General features: G+C 57.0%; 12 protein-coding genes. 1 reads left to right on the top strand and 11 read right to left on the bottom strand.

What is annotated here, in order from left to right; genetic code table 11:
- Positions 1-653: 653 nt before the first annotated feature.
- The 10 genes from VAE57_RS15945 to VAE57_RS15900 form a co-directional block, all read right to left on the bottom strand.
- Positions 654-2,546: a serine/threonine-protein kinase gene (locus VAE57_RS15945; RefSeq protein ID WP_322822847.1), complete on the bottom strand. Its 1,893-nt coding sequence runs from the start codon at positions 2,544-2,546 to the stop codon at positions 654-656.
- 292 nt (positions 2,547-2,838) lie between these two features.
- The gene (locus tag VAE57_RS15940) at positions 2,839-4,065 is read right to left on the bottom strand and encodes an anaerobic glycerol-3-phosphate dehydrogenase subunit C (RefSeq protein WP_322822846.1); all 1,227 of its coding nucleotides are present in this window, start codon (positions 4,063-4,065) and stop codon (positions 2,839-2,841) included.
- Positions 4,066-4,087: 22 nt separating this feature from the next.
- The gene (gene glpB, locus VAE57_RS15935; RefSeq protein WP_322822845.1) at positions 4,088-5,326 is read right to left on the bottom strand and encodes a glycerol-3-phosphate dehydrogenase subunit GlpB; all 1,239 of its coding nucleotides are present in this window, start codon (positions 5,324-5,326) and stop codon (positions 4,088-4,090) included.
- 17 nt (positions 5,327-5,343) lie between these two features.
- Positions 5,344-7,014: an anaerobic glycerol-3-phosphate dehydrogenase subunit GlpA gene (gene glpA / locus VAE57_RS15930; protein ID WP_322822844.1), complete on the bottom strand. Its 1,671-nt coding sequence runs from the start codon at positions 7,012-7,014 to the stop codon at positions 5,344-5,346.
- Positions 7,015-7,100: 86 nt separating this feature from the next.
- Positions 7,101-8,597 (bottom strand): glycerol kinase GlpK, encoded by a 1,497-nt coding sequence (glpK, locus tag VAE57_RS15925; protein WP_322816984.1) that lies wholly within the window; start codon positions 8,595-8,597, stop codon positions 7,101-7,103.
- 48 nt (positions 8,598-8,645) lie between these two features.
- The gene (gene dhaL, locus VAE57_RS15920) at positions 8,646-9,290 is read right to left on the bottom strand and encodes a dihydroxyacetone kinase subunit DhaL (protein WP_322822843.1); all 645 of its coding nucleotides are present in this window, start codon (positions 9,288-9,290) and stop codon (positions 8,646-8,648) included.
- Positions 9,291-9,352: 62 nt separating this feature from the next.
- A complete protein-coding gene (dhaK, locus tag VAE57_RS15915) occupies positions 9,353-10,351 on the bottom strand; it encodes a dihydroxyacetone kinase subunit DhaK (RefSeq protein ID WP_012259135.1) in 999 nt (332 codons plus the stop codon).
- 55 nt (positions 10,352-10,406) lie between these two features.
- Positions 10,407-11,141: an MIP/aquaporin family protein gene (locus VAE57_RS15910; protein WP_322822842.1), complete on the bottom strand. Its 735-nt coding sequence runs from the start codon at positions 11,139-11,141 to the stop codon at positions 10,407-10,409.
- A 477-nt stretch (positions 11,142-11,618) separates the two neighbouring features.
- Positions 11,619-16,784 (bottom strand): Ig-like domain-containing alpha-2-macroglobulin family protein, encoded by a 5,166-nt coding sequence (locus VAE57_RS15905; RefSeq protein WP_322822841.1) that lies wholly within the window; start codon positions 16,782-16,784, stop codon positions 11,619-11,621.
- Positions 16,785-16,992: 208 nt separating this feature from the next.
- Positions 16,993-17,997 carry a homoserine kinase gene (locus VAE57_RS15900; RefSeq protein ID WP_322822840.1) on the bottom strand — a complete coding sequence of 335 codons (1,005 nt, stop codon included), beginning with the start codon at positions 17,995-17,997 and terminating at the stop codon, positions 16,993-16,995.
- A gap of 135 nt (positions 17,998-18,132) precedes the next feature.
- Here VAE57_RS15900 and sfsA point away from each other — a divergent pair, with 135 nt between their 5' ends.
- A complete protein-coding gene (gene sfsA, locus VAE57_RS15895; RefSeq protein WP_322822839.1) occupies positions 18,133-18,912 on the top strand; it encodes a DNA/RNA nuclease SfsA in 780 nt (259 codons plus the stop codon).
- A 12-nt stretch (positions 18,913-18,924) separates the two neighbouring features.
- On the opposite strand, the gene VAE57_RS15890 is transcribed toward sfsA, so the two are convergent.
- A complete protein-coding gene (locus VAE57_RS15890) occupies positions 18,925-19,686 on the bottom strand; it encodes an SGNH/GDSL hydrolase family protein (protein WP_322822838.1) in 762 nt (253 codons plus the stop codon).
- Positions 19,687-19,809 lie beyond the last annotated feature (123 nt).

Raw genomic sequence — 19,809 nt, 5'->3', positions numbered from 1 at the left:
GATTCCTTGATCGTGACGAGCACACCCGGCACCCGCGTGACCAGCCGGGTCAACGACGTGACACGTGCCAGATCGTGAGCATGGCTGGCGCGGCAGCATGGCTGCCGCACTCCAAACCACGCCACACGCGGATGATGAGTGATTAAGGCAACCTGTTCAGCTCGTGATGGCACCGGAGATGGTTATTAGAGCGCGACAGTGCAGCTTTTTATGAAATAAGTTCTTGCATACCACGATGGAGCGCTCAATGCCGCTGCGTGATGGTGCCGGGAGAGAGCGTACCTTGACTGGTATTAAACCAGATATAGGTGACTGATAAAGCACGATCAGTAGGCGCACATAGCTGTGTGCTCCTACTGCGTCTATGCAAAGCTGTCAGCACTGTTCATATCAAATCTTGAGTAATACGGTGCAACACCGCACATCACCAGATATGCGGTGTTCCGCGACTATCCGTCACATTCGCGACAATCCGTGGCTATCACCTGCATGCAACGGATTGGCGGTAGGGGCGAGTTCTGAACCCGCCCCTACGGATGGGGCACGGGTCGGTTTACCTTGCTACACGAGGGATGCGGTGAACGCGGGGCGAAGGGTATGTCTCGGATTTGTGCTATGCACGTACCCTGCATTGGACCGTACCAGCTTTGATGTCAGGTTTCGATCGGTGCCTGCCAGAGACAAATGCGACCGTCGTGAGCGCCGGTAGCCAGCAATTGCCCATCGGGACTAAAGCTCAGACAACTGACACCAGCGCTATGTTCGAGGATCGGCGGGTGTGGTTGGCCCTGTTCGGCCAGCCAGAAGCGAGCACTACGATCTTCACTGGCCGAGGCGAGCAGTGGCACACAAGGACTAAATGCCAGGCCACGCACCGGTGCCGTATGGCCGCGCAGTGTGTCAAGTGGGTGAAAATCTTTGACACGCCAGAGGCGAATGGTGGTCCCGCTGGATGCGGCCAGGATCGTGCCGGCTGGATTAAAGGCGACACTGTAGATGAAGGTGTTGAATCCTTCGATTGGTTTCAGGGGTTGATGGTCGGCAACCTGCCAGAGGTAGATCGCGCCGTCGTAACAACCGGCAGCTAACAACGATCCATCAGGCGAAAAGCTCAACGAGTGGACAAATGGACAGGTGAACAAACCAATTGGTTCAATCTTTCCTTTCCGAATCTCGTAGAGGGTGATTGCTTCGCCCCAACCGCCAACTGCCAGATAACGACCATCAGGACTGAAACAGATACTTTCAACAGGACAACCGGTCTGGTGAATTGTTTGCGCCATCTGCCAGTTGTCCGTTGTCCAGAGCCGTATGGTTTCATCATCACTGCCGGTCGCGGCCAATGTACTATCAGGACTCACGGCAACAGCACGGATAGCACTCTCATGGCCACGTAGCGTGTGGATTTGCTCTCCGTTGCTCAGACCCCACACTCCAACCGTATAATCGTCGTAGCCCGCCAGTAACCAGCGATTGTTTGAGGCAAATGCCAGGCTACGCACTTGCGAACCTGTGATCATGCGACGAAGCAGGGTGCCAACCGGTGTTGGTGATGAGGTCTGTGGTTGGGAAATTGGTGCTGCCTGGGTTGGTGTGGCTGGCCCTGATGAGGCGGGTGTTGTGGTCGTGTCGGTAGATGTAGCAGATGCTGGCGACGCAATCGATCGTATTGCAGCAGGTTGTACACTCGCAGATGGTCGGCCACGCAGGCGGTGCAGGGCCTCGCGCATTTCGCGCACTGATTGCGGTCGCTGATTGATCAGCGTCGCCATTCCCTGCTCAATCAATTGGGCTAACCCTTCGGGCACATGGGGAGCCAGGCTCCGAATTGGGCGCAATGGATCGGGTTGACCATTGACCAGACTGGCCATGCGAACCATTGCATTAGGGGGTAAAACACCGGTGAGTAAATGATACAGCGTTGCTGATAGCGAGTAAATATCACTCCGCGGATCGGGTTCACCGTCACGCATCTGTTCGTATGGTGCGTAGGGAGGGGTAAAACCGTAGACCTTACGTGTCCCTGAACCATCAACATCAGCGACGACCGTCATACCGCCGCGTGCCAGACCAAAATCGAGCAGGATAATATCATGATTCGGCGTTAACTTCAGGTTTTTCGGCTTAATGTCACGATGAATGACAGGCACCGGACGGGTATGCAGGTAGTGTAATACATCGAGCAGTTGATCGGTCCACTTCACAACCAGCGGCAACACTTGCGGCGATGCAAAGCGCCGTCCCAGGCGAGCCAGTTGATTCCCCAGATCCTCGCCGTGGATGAATTCCATCACCAGAAACTGGCCTTGCGGTTCGATGAAATGGTCAATGACTCGCGGTAGCGCCTGATGGCGCAGCCGGGCCAGGATTTGCGCTTCCCGCTCAAATGCCTGCCGGTACGCATCATCGTTGAACAGGGTCTGTTTGAGAGCAACATCGATGCGCAGTCGCAGATCGCGGGCGTGGTAGACAGCACCCATCCCGCCTTTCGCGATCTGAGAGATGACACGATACCGACCCTGTAAGACTGTTTCCGGCGCAAGCATTCACTAACCCTTACTCTATTTTGAACCAAACTATCGCTTATTATAACAAAATGTCGGAGCAGCGGTATGTACTCCGCTGCTCCAGGTAAAAGTAAAATACTACTGGCGAGTTTACTATAAAAGATCGTATACTCCGGTCAGAATGTCGATCACTATCTTATAGTGGGTCAGGCTCGACAGTTGCGACGATCACGCATGTTGTGTTCAATGTCCGGCAGCAAGTGCGCCAGGTGCGGAAATTACGCTTCCGCACCCTGGCGATAGTTCGTGACACGGCTTTATACGATAGGTTCTACACCAGGCCGTATGCTTCGGCCAGAATCTCGATTGGATGGCGGGTGGTAACGCCGGTAGCGCCGCTGATTTGCCAGCGACAGGTCTCGCTATCGCACAGCGCAAGCTGCTGCCCGCTCGAACGCACAAACTCGAACAGTGGCTTGCCAACATCCATTGCAATCTGGTACTTCTCGCGTTTCAACCCATACGTTCCGGCAATACCGCAGCACTCGGCGCGGCTTTCGTGCAGGTGCAGACCAGGAACCAGGCTCAACACGTCGAGTACTGGGCGTCCAATCCGATGCGCACGCAACTGGCACGGTGGATGGTAGGGAAGGCTGCGCTCCATCGGGCGAAAATCGGTGCGTAACCGACCCTGCTCGTATAGATCGCGCAGAAATTCAAAGATGTCGTAGGTGGCGGCAGCTACTGCTTGCACATCATCACCGTGTAATCCGAGTAGCTCTGGAGCTTCTTCTTTCAAGGTTAGCGTGCAACTGGTGCTGGTGCCGACAATTGGAATGCCGGCACGTGCATACGGTAAGAGTTGCGCAACATTGTACTCGTGGTGCTTCTGTGCCGCCGGAAAATCACCGTTGGAGAGTAACGGCAACCCACAACAACGCTGGGGTGGAATGATCACCTCAAAGCCAAGGTGTTCGAGAACGGCAATGGCAGCTTTGCCAACGTGTGGTTCGTAAAAGTTGGTGCTGCAACCGTGGAAGTAGACCACCTGTGGACGGCGACCGGTCGCTGTCGCTTTACGACGTTGGAACCAGCGCCGAAACGTGTAGGTGCTGGCTTTGGGCAGTGGCGCATGGCGGTGAATACCCATCACCTGCTCGATGAGCCAGCGGGCCGGGGCAAACTGAAGCGTGAAATTCACCAGTGGGGCATGTGGGCCGCAGCTCAGCCGTCCAACCAGGCCAGAGCGAGCAATGATCCGATTGCGGAGCGGCATACCACGTTCGGCCACGATCTGGGCGCGGGCACGGGCATTTAATTCGGCAATGCGCACCCCGGTTGGGCAGACCTGGTTACATACCCGGCAACCTGAGCAGTAATCAACCGAGGCGTCGGGAACCGGCTGCGCAGCATGGCGAAAACGTTGCGCTTGCGGCCCAACGTATTTCGGACCGGGAAAGGCATCGGTCACTGCTGCCACCGGACATGCGGATGTGCAGATGTTGCACTTGATGCAGTGATCAAGCGATTGAGTGAGCGATAGCTCGATGTGATCCATAGCGATTATTCCTCTTGGCCGACTACTGCTGCCCGGCTTTCCAGCCGGTAGCAATAGCGACACCCTCAAGGCATCCTTCCCGAATCGGGTCAAAACCGGCAAGCGCACTGCCGGCAACCATCACATTTTCGTAGACCAGTTGACCGCCGGCATCGAGTGGGCGCAGATCACGATCAACGCGCACCCCACTCTGAAAGACAGGATGACCGTCTTCGGCGAGAAAACGGGGGGCGAACCAGCCCGCTCTCCCGGCGGGAGTCTGGAGGGGAAGGTCAAGCGCAGTTTCCCGGAGCTGACCTTCCGGTGTTGCCCGAACCCCACCACCGAGGATGCCGCCAGTAGCCAGTACCCAACGACGGGCAGGGTGACGTTGCTCACGAGCGGCTGCCTCACTGAAAACAGCAACCAGTGTCTGCTGAATATGCTCACCGCGTTGGATAAAACCGCCCAACTGTACCCTGCCACCAAGGCGGAGCAACTCGTCTTCCAGAATATGGTACAGCCGCATACCGGCCACAGAGGTGGGAAGCGTAGGAATTTCAAAGATCAGTGCGCCAGACCGATTCTGCAAATCACGTACTACCCCGGTCGCATGTTTCAAACCGAGAATAGCCGGCATCCCAATGCGTGCATACCCTCCCTTGCGCACCAGACCTGCAAGCTGGTCGCCGACACTGGCCCGAAAAGCCGGCTGCTCGAACAGGCGTGCCAGCGTCACCGGGTTAAAGTCGTGCTGACGACCGGTTGGTGGAAGGGTAAGCTGTGCTGCTTCAGCACGAATGCCCTGCGCACGCAGATTGGCCGCGATAAGGGGTGGGAAGAAGTCACGCAGTTCGCCGAAGCTGGCGATCAGTGTAGGCCGTCCATCACGCAACTGGCGGGCATCACCGGCGATCATCGTTGCCGGAGCAAAGGCGGTAGGGCGCAATGCCCCCAGTGCTGTGGGAAGAAAGACGTTACGGTTGAGATTACCGGCAAGCGGATAGCCGGCAGCCTCGCAGATTGCCCGCAGCCGGGCAATTCCCTGCTCGATCATAGTCGGCCCGCTCAGCGCGTAGGGATGGTGAGGTCGTTCTACTGTCAGTTGGGCAATCCCGGCAAAAGGATCATCTGCCGCTGCCAGTAGATCGATACACCCGCTGGCCCAATGGGTCGTTCCGTGACCCTTCGCCAGCACCAGGACTTTTTCCCCACGTTCGGCGCGTCCGATGGCTGCCATCATGCCGGCCAGGCCGGCACCAATTACAATCGTATCGTACATATCGCTCTCCCGGCAACCTATGCCTGCACATACTCAGTTGCAATTGCCGGGTGTTGCGTCACCAATCCACCACCCGGTTCGGCCAGTGTGCGCAGGCGATCAATGCCCAGCACACCCACGTAGATCAATTCGTCGAGGCGTGCCTGTCGTAACTGGTCGCCCCACAATACCGGTGTGAGACCTTTCCAGCGTTCCTGGAGAAAGTGCATGATCGCTTCGTTCGTATGAACGTGGCTGAGTCCCGCGGTACAGCGTTGTTCGTAGAGCAGGTTCGCGGTGCGATAGATACACCAGCCACCCTGACATGGCCCCATACCCATACGTACATCGCGGCGAATATCGTCAAGGTTATGCGCACCGGCATCAATTGCAGCCTGAATCCGGTCGCGCGTCACCAGCTCGCATTCACAGATCAAATCACCAGCTGCGTGGTGACTCTCTACGAGCGCCAATGGTTTCCCCAGCCAGTAGTGAGGAGTTTGTGCAGCCGGATTAGGTGAAACAGTGACCGTCGCGTGGCTACTGTGCTCGAAGCGGGGTACCGGCAATACCTCGCTTGCCGTGCGGCAGGGTTGGGTATTCCCCAGGCGGCGGGCGATCTCATTGACCGTTTGTTCGGCCATCAGCCGATAAGTTGTCCATTTACCGCCAACAATCGAGAAGATGCCACTTACGCCATCACGCTCTTCGTGGTCGAGTAGTTTGAACGTGCGGGGAATGTCGCGGTCGCTGGCAACATCTTTATCTTTGTAGAGTGGGCGCACGCCGGCCCAGGTGCGCAAAGCGCGATACTGGCGGAAACCGGGAATGAGCTTCTCGCCTTCGTCGAGCATAAACTGTATCTCTTCGGGTTCGATCCCAAAGACATCGGGATCGGGAACGTGCACATCAGTCGTACCGATCACAGCGACCGTGTGAATTGGCACAATAATGTCACCATCGGACGGCAGCTTACAGCGATTGACCACCGTATTTACCATACGGTGGTTCATCGCAACCATGGTACCCTTACCGGGCACGACATTCACCGTTAACCCGGCCAGGGCGGCAATCTTCCCGGCCCAGGCGCCTGCCGCATTGAGCACATACGCGCAGTCGATCCGCACCCGTTCACCGCTACGTAAATCCTCGGCGATTGCGCCCACGACGCGATCCCCGACCCGAATGAGGTCGACAACATGATGGTAGGTGCGAATATCGGCACCATATTCGCGCGCCGCCAGTGCGACCGAATGAGTGGCAAGAAACGAGTCGGCAGAGCCGTCGGGAACTTCAAAGACACGGGAAATACGGGGGTTCAGTAGTGGTTCACGACGCAGCATCTCGGCGACACTGATCTCCTGGACCGGTACACCGGTACGATGGCAGTTGGCGACGAAGACATCGCCATAGCTCTCATCATCCCATGGTGTAATCACAAAGAAGCCAGAGGTTTGCTCGATACAGTGCGGCATGATCCGCCGCAAAATCGCATTTTCGTGGGCGCATTCGCTGGCTGACTGGGGGTCCTTGGTGACATAGCGCCCGCCTGAATGGAGCAGGCCGTGATAGCGACCGGTGGTACCGTGTGTCAAGTCGCCCTTTTCCACCAGCACACAACGAATACCGCGCATTGCCAGATCGAGCGCGCAACCGGTGCCAGTAGCGCCGCCACCAATAACCAGCACATCGGTGGAGATAGTCTGCATAATGAACTCCTGACGGGCAGCAAGACCGGCAGGAGATGTCCCGCCGGTCTTGCCACAATGGTCTGTTCGGGTGCGGTGAGAGTGGTTTACTCCACCCAATCGAAGGTACGGGTAACTGCCTTCTTCCAGCCCCGATAGAGTCGCTCGCGGGTCGCTTCATCCATTTGTGGTGTCCAGGTGTGATCAACACCCCAGTTGGCCCGCATCTCATCGGTATTTGACCAGAAGCCGACCGCTAAACCGGCAGCGTAGGCAGCACCGAGCGATGTGGTCTCTGCAACTTTGGGCCGAATAACGGGAACACCCAAAATATCGGCCTGGAATTGCATCAGGGTATTATTGTACACCATACCACCGTCGACCTTCAAGGCGGTCAGCTTGACGCCGGAGTCCTGCTCCATCGCGTCGAGCACCTCGCGCGTCTGATAGGCAGTGGCTTCGAGCACGGCGCGGGCGAGGTGGCCTTTATTGACATAACGAGTCAGGCCAACAATCACACCACGGGCGTCCGAGCGCCAGTAGGGCGCGAACAGGCCGGAGAAGGCGGGTACGAAGTAGATACCGCCGTTATCTTCGACCAGATTCGCCAGTGCCTCAACTTCTGCCGAGGAGGTAATCAGACCGAGGTTATCGCGGAGCCACTGCACCAGGGCACCGGTGATAGCGATTGAGCCTTCGAGGGCGTAGACGGCGGGCTGATCGCCGAACTTGTAGCAGACAGTGGTCAGCAAGCCACTCTTGGACGGAACCAGTTTCGTGCCAGTGTTGAGCAGCATAAATGAACCGGTACCGTAGGTGTTCTTGGCTTCACCGACATCGAAGCAGGTCTGTCCAACCATGGCCGCCTGCTGATCGCCCAGGATACCGGCCACCGGCACACCGGCCAGGTCACCTGTTGCCGTACCGTAGACCATGCTGGAGGGCACGATCTTGGGGAGCATCTGGCGCGGAATCCCCATAATGCCGAGAATCTCATCATCCCAATCAAGAGTTTCAAGATTCATCAGCATCGTGCGTGAGGCGTTGGTCACATCGGTAACGTGGACACCGCCGTTAGGGCCACCGGTGAGCCACCAGGTCAGGAAGGTATCGATGTTGCCGAACACCACATCACCGGCCTCAGCCGCCTCGCGGGCACCGGGCACATTGTCGAGAATCCAGCGAATCTTGGGGCCGGAGAAGTAGGTTGCCAGCGGCAAGCCGACCTTGGGGCGGAACCGATCCTGACCACCATCGGCAGCAAGTTCATTACAAATCTGGTCGGTGCGGGTATCTTGCCAGACTATCGCATTGTAGACCGGTCGGCCTGTTTTGCGATTCCAGACTACCGTTGTCTCGCGCTGATTGGTAATGCCGACGGCGACAATATCGCTCGCGCTCAGGCCGCCTTTGCTCAGTGCCCCACGAATCACACTTTGGGTACGCTCCCAAATCTCATCAGGGCTGTGTTCTACCCAGCCGGGGCGGGGGTAAATCTGCTCGTGCTCTTTCTGATCGTAGCAAATGACATTCCCGCTATGGTCGAAGATCATACAGCGGGTACTGGTTGTGCCCTGATCGATAGCAGCGGCGTACTTTGCCATAATTGAAGACTCCTTTGTCTACGCTCACACGATCCGGTTGGAACGACATCACGCTTTGGCAGCCTGCTCGACTACCTCAAGCAACGCCTGAGCCATCAGGTACGCAGACGCTGCACCGGGATCGCGATGACCAATCGAACGTTCACCAAGGTAGGATGCGCGACCTTTAGTAGCCAGCATCGGTTCGGTTGCGATCATGCCCTGCTCGCAGGCGGCAACTGCGGTGCGCATTGCTGCCAGCAGATCACCGCTTGCTGCATACTGTTCTTTCAACGTATCAATTGCAGGCGCGATCGCATCGATCATCGTCTTTTCGCCACGAGTCGCTTTGCCACGGGTCTGAATGCCTTCCAGGGCAGCGCTCAATGCGGCGATCAATTCTTCTGCGCCGATGGTTGTGCGATCACCAATCGCAGTGCTGGCCCGCAGAAATGCTGTGCCATACAACGGCCCGCTGGCGCCACCTACCGTAGAGATCAGAGTCATCCCGGTCAGCTTCAGCAGACCACTGATGCTACGGTCGGTCGCGGTTGGCAGCTTACTCATCACCGTACTGAAGCCACGATCCAGGTTAACACCGTGATCTGCATCACCAATCGCGGCATCGAGCCTGGTCAGATATTCGCGCTGCTCTTTGACCCGTTCGGCAACCAATTGGAGAAAACTTGTAACATGATCGGCGGTGATCTGCATGGCCCCTCTTTGTCCAATCTGGCGGCGGGGTGAGCACCCCGCCACAATACCGCTAATTGACCTTACATACCCCAACGTAACGCCGGTGTATGCACCGGTGCATCCCAAAGTTTGATCATCTCATCGTCCAGGCGGAGAAGCGTGAAGCTGACACCGGCCATCTCAAGCGATGTGATATAGCTTCCCACCAGTGAACGAGCAATCGTAATATTGCGATCCTTCAGGATGCGTGCCAGCTCATTGTACATCACATACAGCTCGATCAGCGGTGTGCCACCCATACCGTTGACAAACGCCAGCACAGCATCACCGCTCTTGAAGGGCAGGTCTTCCAGGATCGGGCCAGCCAGCATCTCAGCAATATCCCGTGCTGGAGCCAGCTTCTCGCGGCGCCGGCCTGGCTCACCGTGAATACCGATACCGACTTCCATCTCATCATCGGCCAGCTCGAAACCCGGCTTCCCGGCCTGGGGTACAGTACAGGGTGTTAGCGCCATCCCCATGCTGCGGCCACTGGCATTGACTCGCTCGGCAATTGCCTTACAGGTCGCCAGATCGGCACCGGCCTCAGCCGCAGCCCCAACGATCTTCTCGAGCAGAACAGTCACACCCACGCCACGGCGACCTGCCGTCCAGGTGCTGTTTTCGACCGCCACATCATCGTTTGTCACGACACTGGCAACTTCAATGCCCTCGGCAGCAGCCAGTTCAGCCGCCATCTCGAAGTTCATCACGTCGCCGGTGTAGTTTTTGACGATGTGCAAAACACCCTTCCCGCCATTCACTGCCTTGGTTGCCGCCAGCATCTGATCCGGCACCGGCGACGTAAAGACGGCACCGGGACAGGCAGCATCGAGCATACCGTAGCCGACAAAACCACCGTGCATCGGTTCGTGGCCTGAACCGCCACCGGAGATGACACCGACCTTGTTATGTGGTGCGCCGACACGCACAATGTAATCAGGGTCGTAGTGAACCTGAATCAGGTCGGCATGGGCAATTGCCATTCCGGCTAATGCCTCTTTTACGACATTCTCCGGTGCGTTGATCAACTTCTTCACAGGCTTCCTCCCTTGAAGCGATGACTGCTAACCGTTCGCAACGATGCGTAGCACATCACATACCTAACGCATGCGCCAGTAATGCTGCGATTGCGCCACCAATGATCGGCCCAACAACCGGTATCCACGAGTAACCCCAGTTGCTGTCGCCCTTACCGGCAATAGGCAACACAAAGTGGGCAATGCGCGGGCCAAGGTCGCGGGCCGGGTTAATTGCATAGCCGGTTGGACCACCGAGTGAGAGACCAATGCCCCACACCAGTGCCGCAACCAGGTACGGGCCGAGACCACTGGCCGGGTTACCCCCAGTAGCTCCATTGCCACTGAAGATGGCGAAGATGATGAAGACCAGCGCGAAGGTGCCGATCACTTCGGTGATGATGTTGTTGACCGGATTGTTGATCGCCGGACCAGTGCTGAAACAGGCCAGTTTCAGACCGGGGTCTTTGGTAACTTCCCAATGTGAGAGGTAGGTCAGCCAGACCAGGGTTGCCCCGATGAACGCACCGATGAGCTGGGCAATAATGTGCATGATTGCAGTGCCGACATCGTAGCCACCGCGAATCATCACGGCAATCGTGACTGCCGGATTGAGATCGGCGCCCGGACTGCCTAACGCGGCTGCGGTAAACACACCACACATGACGGCAAAGGCCCAGCCTGTGGTAATCACGATCCAGCCACCACCATTTCCCTTCGATTGCGTGAGCAGAACGTTAGCCACAACACCATTGCCAAACAGGATCAGCACCATTGTGCCGAAAACTTCGCCCAGAAAGGACGCAGGCATAGAGGGTCTCCTCCTTGCAACACAAAACAGGCGGAACCAGTTCCTACGAATCATCCTTGATCCAGCGTTCAAACAGAGAACGTGATACGCGCCGCTTCTTACTCGCAACATAGCAAGTCGCGATGCACGCGCTGCGTGGCGTGCCGGCGCATCTGAACCAGGCGTGCGCGCCGTCTACATCGCAGCACCCGGCGACCCGCCCTGCGCACCTCCTTTCTCACCGACTATACGGCAACACGATGCATTGCACCGTGCAATGCGCAAATAATGGCATGTCCCAATTGTTGGGCGTATAAGGTATTGATGTGTACATTTGGTGGGGCATTAATTCGGTGTTGGGAAGTTGCCCCTCTTCATTGAGTTGCTGTGCGATTATCCTAGCAAATTGCGCTGAGGGACGTCAAGCTGTGAAAAAGCCGTGCAATATGCAAAAGTGTTTCAATATTGAAACATCAAGCCACTTCTCGTCCGACACGCTTACTGTTCAATCTCCAGAACCTGATCGATGCCCTGCTCAACGAGCAATGGCAGACCACTACCAGGGGTTGCAATCAGTATCGGCGGGATGTGAAAGCTCCCGGCAGTCGTGCTTTGGGCAGTCACAGTGAGGCGGTAGACGCCGGGTGGCAGATTGACGCCGCTTAGTTGCACACTTCGCCGTTCACGATCTATCTGAACATAAGAGAATTCAGTCAGGTTGCCGACACGCACTGGCATTAGCCCTGACGGCAGCGGAATGGTGACATCACAACGGAGCAGGGATTTTCTGACCAGCAACAATACCTCCACCTGCACCGGTTGATTAACCGCCAGGGGGAGGCTGGACGGACGGAAGCTCAGGCGGACCCGCAGGTCTTCAATCGGTGATCGTTCAGTTGTCGGGCTACGAATTGCAATCAGTGCCGGGCCATCCAGTGGTTCAATCCGCAAGACTCCGCCACGTAATTGCCAGCGTGCTACGTCGTTTGGTGATGTCGTCGTCAGCAGGTCATTGTTGTACCAGACCCGAACGCCGGCATTATTGTTTTTAAGCGTATCGCCCAGCGCAAGCGTGACGCGGGTAGCTTCGTAAGGTGTCGGCCAGCCATCACCATCCCAACGCCGTAAGAGGGCGGTGCGCCAGGTGCTCAGGCGGGGGTCGGTGGGGCGATCACGACTGAGTGCCTGCACTACGCTGGCACTCACTGCCAGAGCACTCGATGGCATGCCCTCGGCACCGGCCCATGGCAGACCACCACCGGTAGTTGACCAGAACTGCGCCAGCAGTGTGCTGCGGTCTTGGGTACGGTGCAACGCACTGAACGCCCGTCCGGTTGGACCTGGAATATCTGTCGTGCCGGCTGAACCATCGGTAATACCATGCAATGACAAAACGTAATCAATGTACGCCTGCAAATCGGGTGTTGCCGTCATTCGCGTGCGGCGCAGATAGAGGATTCCTGGATCACTCAGTGGGTTCGTTTGATTGGACGGATCATTGATCTGGGCCAGCGCTTCAAGGACAAAGGTGGTGATGAATGGATCGGATGGCTGGTTTGGCCACCATCCCCAACCGCCATCGGGGTTACGCAGGGCACGCAACTGGCCGGGTAGACTTTCGATTGCTGTCTGCCAGCGTTCGGCGTCGTTGGTTGTGGGGGCAGTACGTTGCAATTCGTGGCCGATGATGAGTGCCGCAGCCAGCATTTCAGCCGTGGGCGCAGGTGATTGAAGCAGACGTTGCACCTGATCTGCCAGCGCTGAACGTGCATCAGGGGCAATGGCAATCTCTGCATCAGAGTCGGGGAGAGTTAGTTCCAGTGGGTCGCTTACAAGCCGGATTTGTGAAGTGGTGGCGATACGCTCGTCACGCACAACCGGTACGGCATATTCGATAGGTGGTGATGTGATGGTGTCGATCACTTCGTAACGTAAACCCAAGATAGCCACGTCTGCCTGGGTTTGCAATCGCCAGGATGCATTAACGGTTGTACCAGCCGGGATGGTTATTGTCTGTTCGAGTGGATCAAGCAGAGTGCCGCCGCTGGTCAACAGGCGCACACGGACTGTACGCGACTGCGAGTCGATGTTACGCAAGATAAGCGTGGCAACAGCGGTGTCGTTGTTCCGAAGTGGTGGTAAAGGAATGGCAATAGCTTCAACCGGTTGGAATGTATCAAGAAGTATGCTGGTCGTTGTAGCAATGCCGGTGTCGGCGATGGCAATCACGTCGAGGCGCCAGCGCCCTGATTGTTGTGGCAGGCGGAGCGAGATTTGATGCTGATCGCCGGTTGATTGCACAGTTGATGGCACAACAATGCCGGGTAAACCGCTCAAAGGATGGGTTGTTCGTCTGACAAACAGTGGTTGGTTCCAGTAATCAAGGTTGATCGCCGGTGAATGGATAGGAGTTAGCGTTGTCAGGAATGTAGCGGTCGGTGCAGTAACGGTTAGCGTGATGGTCGATCCCGGCACGACCTCGGATTGTGGTAGGGAAAGCAATGGTGATGCCGGTGGGTCGATCTGTAGCACCATGGTATGTACCCAAAGTCGGGTACCATCGTCGATCAAGGCTGTTAGTACCGTCGTTGGTGGTAAGTCGTTGGTGATGGGAAATGGAATAATCGTACCGGGCTGCAACGTGGTCAGGACAGTACGGGCAGCGTCTCCCTGGCCTGCGATCAGCAAGAGAGTACCACCACCGGTTGGACCACTGATCAACAGCCGTGCTGTCTCACCAACAGTGTAGGCAGTGCGATCAGTAACCAGCATTGGTTCAGCGGTGGCAATACCGGACCCTGCGACCCATAATTGTCGACGACTCACACTTAACCCAGATCGCACGGTGACTTCGTAGCGACCGGGTGCGAGCGGAACCAGTTCGGTGTTGGCCGTGCCACTGGCATCGGTACGCACTCGTCGCACTAATAACGGCGGATCGTTACTGGTGCGGCGTACTTCCAGTTCTACCAGGCTGTTGGGAATGGGTAGACCATCCACCTGTTGCAGCGAGATAGTTACTCTGGCCCGTTCATCGCGTTCGATAACACCCGGTGCATCGATAGCGAGCCGTGGACTGCGTGGAGTGATGATTCCTTCCGTGCTGTACGGTAATTGTTCGCCATCGGGCAACTGTGCTGTCAGCTCTAAGCGGTAGCGAAGCGGACGAATCAGGGCTTCGGCTGCCGGTAGTGTGATCTGCACCCTCCCGCTCTGGTCGGTGATAGCACTTGCCAGCGTTTCAGCGACTGATCCCAACACTTCACCGCTTGTTCCATCAAGCTCAGGTGTCGATAGTGTTTCGATCCGGAGCGTCCAGCTCACCGCGACCCCAGCGACCGGTAAGCCAGCGCGAACCACATCGATGGCGAGACTGTTGGTGAGGGTCGGTGTCACGCGAATTGTCGTAGCGGTCGTCGGTACAAACACCTGAATCGGCACTGCATACGTTGTCTCACCGATACTTACCTGCACCGTGTAGCTGCCGGGTGCGGTACGGGCATCGAGGCGTAAGCTCCCGTCAAGTTGGCCGGTATCGTTGATGGTACAGGTGACAGCAGTCGGTTCGCCGGCGAGTTTTGGGCCGTCAAGCTTCAGGCGACAGGCGTTGCCGGTGGGCAGCGTCACCCGGCCATCAAGCTGACGTTCACGGACGATGCCGCTGATACGTACAATCCCGCCTGGCCGATAACTCAGACGATCAGGAGCCAGCAGAGCAATGGGTTCCGACCCTGTTGATTGGGTAAGCTCAGTACGGGCCAGGGCAATACCTTCCCCTTCAGCAACAGCAATCATTGTCCGATTGGCGATGCTGCCAACCAGGGTGCCCAATCCGGCAAGTGGCACTCGCCACACCCCCTGCTCGTTGCTGTTCCCGCGACTGATCAAAGCTTCATCGAGGTAAATCGTGAGCGGGATGTCGGAGAGTGGTTTTCCGTTACCATTGCTGGTGACCCACAACAGCAGCTCATCGCCGTTGGGGACAACGGTCAGACGGAGTGCAGAGACGAGTAATAATTGATCAACGCGCAAACCATTGTCGGCGGTTAGCCGTAGATAGTAGGCACCGGGTGGTAGTAATGCTCCTTCGCTATTACCGGTAAGGGAAAAGACGCTCCGCACCAATTCATCAGGGGGATCATTGAACGTTTCGCGCCAGGCCCGTATCAGTATCTGCCCGTACCGTTCCGGGATAAATCCTGGCCATTCGTCAGGGCGCAACGATATGGCGCGGATCAGAGTCGTGGCATCGAGCTGGTACAGTTGCGCGTTCAGTGCATTGAGATTCATGCGCTCAATGGTAATAGCCGGCGTTGCATTGGCCGGGAAGCGTTGCAGCAGATCGCCAACAACTCGTAATGCCGGTGGGGAGCCGGCAGTACGTATCGTCAGTGAAATGTCGTTTTGGAGTGGCACCCCACTGCGGTCGCGGGTGCTGGCGGCAATGGTGATGGTATAGGTCGTTGCTGCCTGCACAACCGGGCGGAGACTGACTCGATTGTCATCAACCCTCAGATGAACATCGTTCACCGGAGGATCAAAACGCAATCCGGCTCGCAGTTCAGCCTCGTCCATTGGAGTGCTGAAGATCAGGCGAATCTCTTGATCAGGCAGTAGCGATTGGTCCTGGCCGGGGAAAGAGGCAATTAATGCCGGTACCGGCTCGACATAGAATCGCCAACCAGCCAACGCTGCTTCGATTTCGCCGGTACGGAGACGCACCTGATAGGTTTGACCGGGTACCCAACCGGTGTAGGGGGTAAACGATACCACGTAGCGTCCATCATCCATAATGCCGGTCATATCGCCACTAATCGGTGGCGTAATATCGAGCACACTACTGAGCAAGCGCGTATCAATTGGCGCATCGAAGACCAGGATAAGGGGTTGTTGTGGGTTCACCCAGCGTGCTTCAGGCTCTGGAGTCTTTGCGATGAGCTTTGGCCAGGGTGTGCTGAATTGCCAGCGAAACGGCTGCCCTAATTCAATGCCTCGCGTATCGCGGAGTGTAGCATCGATAGTCAACGTGTAAGTAGTAGCCGCAGTAAAGGCCATCATCGGTTGCAGCAGCAGGGTCTGCGGATCGAGCCATTCGCCGTTGAGTGGCCATGGTGGTGAGAGGCGTATCTGCGGGAGAGAAACCGGTTGACCGACTGCGTCCTCAGCCACCATAGGCTGGCTAAAGATAAGCGCAATCGGTGCGTCGAGCAGGCGTGGGGCCAGGGTCGCACGAATTGTTGGTTGGGCAGCCGTCACGAACGTTACATCAAGCGGCTGAGACAATGGCCGCCACCACCGACTTTGCGCGTTCGCCGCCACGTGAATGCGATACACAGTTGCCGGTTGTAAGGGTTGTACAGGCACTATCTGCAACACGCGCATATCGTCCGCCCACTGATAGGTAGCCGCCAACGGTGGATCGATGCGGAGAGCGCGTATCACCGTAAATGGATTCATGGGCGTACTGAAGGCGAGAGTGATAGAACTGCGTGGTGGTACGGTTTGGCTTTGCGGCAATGGATCGCGGAGTTGAACCGTAGGAGTCTCTACCCACGGCGACAACGGTACCAGCCAGCGCACTGCCAGCCCACACAGTAAGCTCGCAACTACTCCGACCAACAGAATTGTCCAGAGGCGGGCCAGTCTCTGTATCCCGCGCTGCATGCTCACGTTCATGCTGGCTTCGACCGACGCTGCACGCTGATCGCGTGTCGTGAATGATTCAGAACACCTATTAGTATACCATTGTCATCCAAGGGGGGCGCGGACACTATCTGGCGCGGTCGCGATAAACCGTTTCCGGTGCTACATCGTACCGATAGCCCTGGTGTGAATGACATGAAGCCTTCCCGTTGGCGCGTGTCGGTTGCGCTCACGTTGCTAAACCTGCTGACAGTACCTGATCGCGATGACGATCCATCCACTCCGCAAACCACTGTCCCTGTCCTAACAGTTCTAAATGGTACTCAGGTTCAGCATCTGGTGTGCTGAGGGTGCGCCGCAGGTTCCCCTGCAGCCAGACGACTTCGAGTATGACCGTGAGCGCAGTAGCTTCCTGGCGTGACAGGGGCATAATTGCATTGTAGGCATGGAGAAGCAGTCGAACCCGTTCGAGATCAAGTGGTGCGCGATACACCCCCCACGTTGGCCAGTCTGGTGGTGGTGTGCCAATCGCCATATCTACCAGGGCATCAGCGACATCGACCAGACGAGCATCGACACAGACCTGATCGTAGTCGATCAGCGCCGCTACAGCATCACCTCGAAAGATGAGATTGTCGCGATGGACATCGCCGTGGATAAGTAGATGAGGGAGAGCGGTATAGGCTTCGTCACTCAACTTGTGGCACAAATCGGCGATACGTCGTTCGTACCAGTGCAACGGGATGGTTAATTCTCCCAGTAGATCACGGGTTATCAGGCGTTCGGTCAGACTGCGTAGACTGGAAGGCAGGTAACGGGGTGTTGATGCGGGAGGGAGATCGGGAAAACCGACGACCGCCCGGTGATAACTGGCCAGCACACGGCCAATATCGCTCAACTGTTGAGGGCGGGCGGGATTAAACTCGTCACCGATAATAAAGATACTCAGCTCGTAGACCCGATCATCAACGATAATCATCGTCTCGCCATTGCGGGCCGGCAGGATACGTGGTGCCGGGAAACCGCGCTGGCGAAGCCAATCGAGCAGCCGATGGCGAAATGTAATCGCCTGAAGACCGCTGACACGACGATTACGGCGGATCACAAAGCGGCCAACACTGGTTTCGATAAACGCTGTTTCGTTGATCATACCCCGGCCGGCAGCCCGCACCGACCGTAGCTCACCTACATCGTAGTAGGCCAGTACACGGGAAATCTCGTCGTGTGTCAGCATGGAGTAACCTCATCAGCGTACACCGTTTCTATTCTACCATTGCACGGAACACTCCTCGATGATCGTGGTGCATATTGTGATAGCAGTCACCGGGAATCGTGCATGCTGTGATCCGAGCCGTGTTATACTTAGGGTATGGTGACAGGGCAAGGAACAGGACATCACGGACAATCGACGGTGTGGGTGCCGCTTTCCAGTGGAGCGCCACTGGTTGAGGCAACGTTTGCCAGTCGTCCGGCTCAGTTTCTGGTTGAAGCTCAGATGGGTGGGCGTATGGTGCGTGCCCATCTCGCCGACCGGGGGCGATTAACCGATTTGTTAACGCCAGGGGCGCGCCTGTTACTCGCCTCACGCGAGGAGATTGGACGGAAGACGGCATTTCAGGTGGTGGCGGTATACCAGAACGGTGATCTGGTCTCGCTTGACACCCAATTACCCAATCGCCTGGTGGCGGCAGCATTATCGCTCGGTGCGCTTCCCCAATTCTCGCGGTATTCGCGGGTACAGCGGGAAGTACAGCTTGGCCCGCATCGCATCGATTTTCGCTTGAGTGAAGGACTGGATACCTGTCTGCTGGAAGTCAAGTCGGTGACCAGGCTGGTTGATGGCATTGCCGTCTTTCCCGACGCACCAACTGAGCGTGGTGAGCGCCATCTGGAGCTGCTCATCAATGCTGCCCGGAATGGCCAGCGGGCGGCAGTAGTGTTCATCATTCAACGCTCGCGGGGTTGCGCATTTGCCCCCGATGTAACCGTTGATCCTGCGTTTAGCCGGTCATTGCGGGAAGCACGCTCGGTCGGTGTCGAAATCTACGCCTACCGTTGTCCGGTCGATCCGTCTGGCATCACGCTGGGTCAGGAGGTACCGGTCTTTGCCTCGTTTGCAGCCGTGCCGTTCGAGCTGCGGCAGCACTGATGAAGCAGTGTTTCACTCACTCCAGTCTCGCAAGAGTGTAACCAACTGCTCATTCAGCAATCTGTACCCTGCAGCGTTGATATGAAGCAGATCATCGCGAAACGGCTCAGCCACGTAGCCCGTTTCATCGGCCAGGATCGCTGCACTATCGAAGATGATGACATCTGGGGCTGCCATCGCACGGATTGCCTGATTGACGCGGGTAATCGCCGCCGTGATACGGCCGGTTGCTGGATCGAGCCGTTCAAGCGCATTTGGGCCGAGGGGAAAGATGGTGGTCAGGATAACCCGACTGCCATCTTTGCGGGCGATGGTCAGCATCTCGCGCAGATTAGCAATGGTTGCCTGCGTAATCGCCTCGCTGTCATCGTCGTCGTCCAGAATTGCCAGCGCCGCCAGATCATTGACACCAACCTGCATAATCACCAGTTCTGGCTTGAGCGGACTGACGTGGATCGAGTAGCGCAGGCGAGCCTGGGCACTGGTATGGCCAGGAACACCGCGGTTAACCATCGTAAAGCCGGTCGGTGTTGGCCATGCTGCGGCTCGCGAGTCACCGAACATCACGATACGCGCTGATGGCGAGCGATCATTGCTGATAGCGGTCAAACCCAGCGGATCAAGCCGGGTCAGATGAAACAGCCGTTCAAAATGACGGGTGCGCTGCCAGGCCAACAATCCTCCAAGACAGACTGCCCCCAGTACAGCGAGCCAGATAAGCCAAAGCCGACGTGTCAATTGCAAGCCTCCAGGGTCTTGATCATCTTTGCGCACTGCATAATCTTTTTACCACAAAGAATGTGGCGATGGGCGTGCTCCGTACTGGTTCCCGCTCACCGCAATTCCGGCCCCTCACCTCACCCCCCGGCCCCCGCTCCTCTCCCGTTGCCGGAGCGG

Origin of the sequence: Chloroflexus sp., assembly GCF_034434295.1 — a bacterium.
In the GTDB taxonomy this organism is placed as follows: Bacteria; Chloroflexota; Chloroflexia; order Chloroflexales; family Chloroflexaceae; genus Chloroflexus.
Note: the sequence above shows the minus strand (reverse complement) of the source record. Positions and strands in the feature narration are given on the sequence as shown.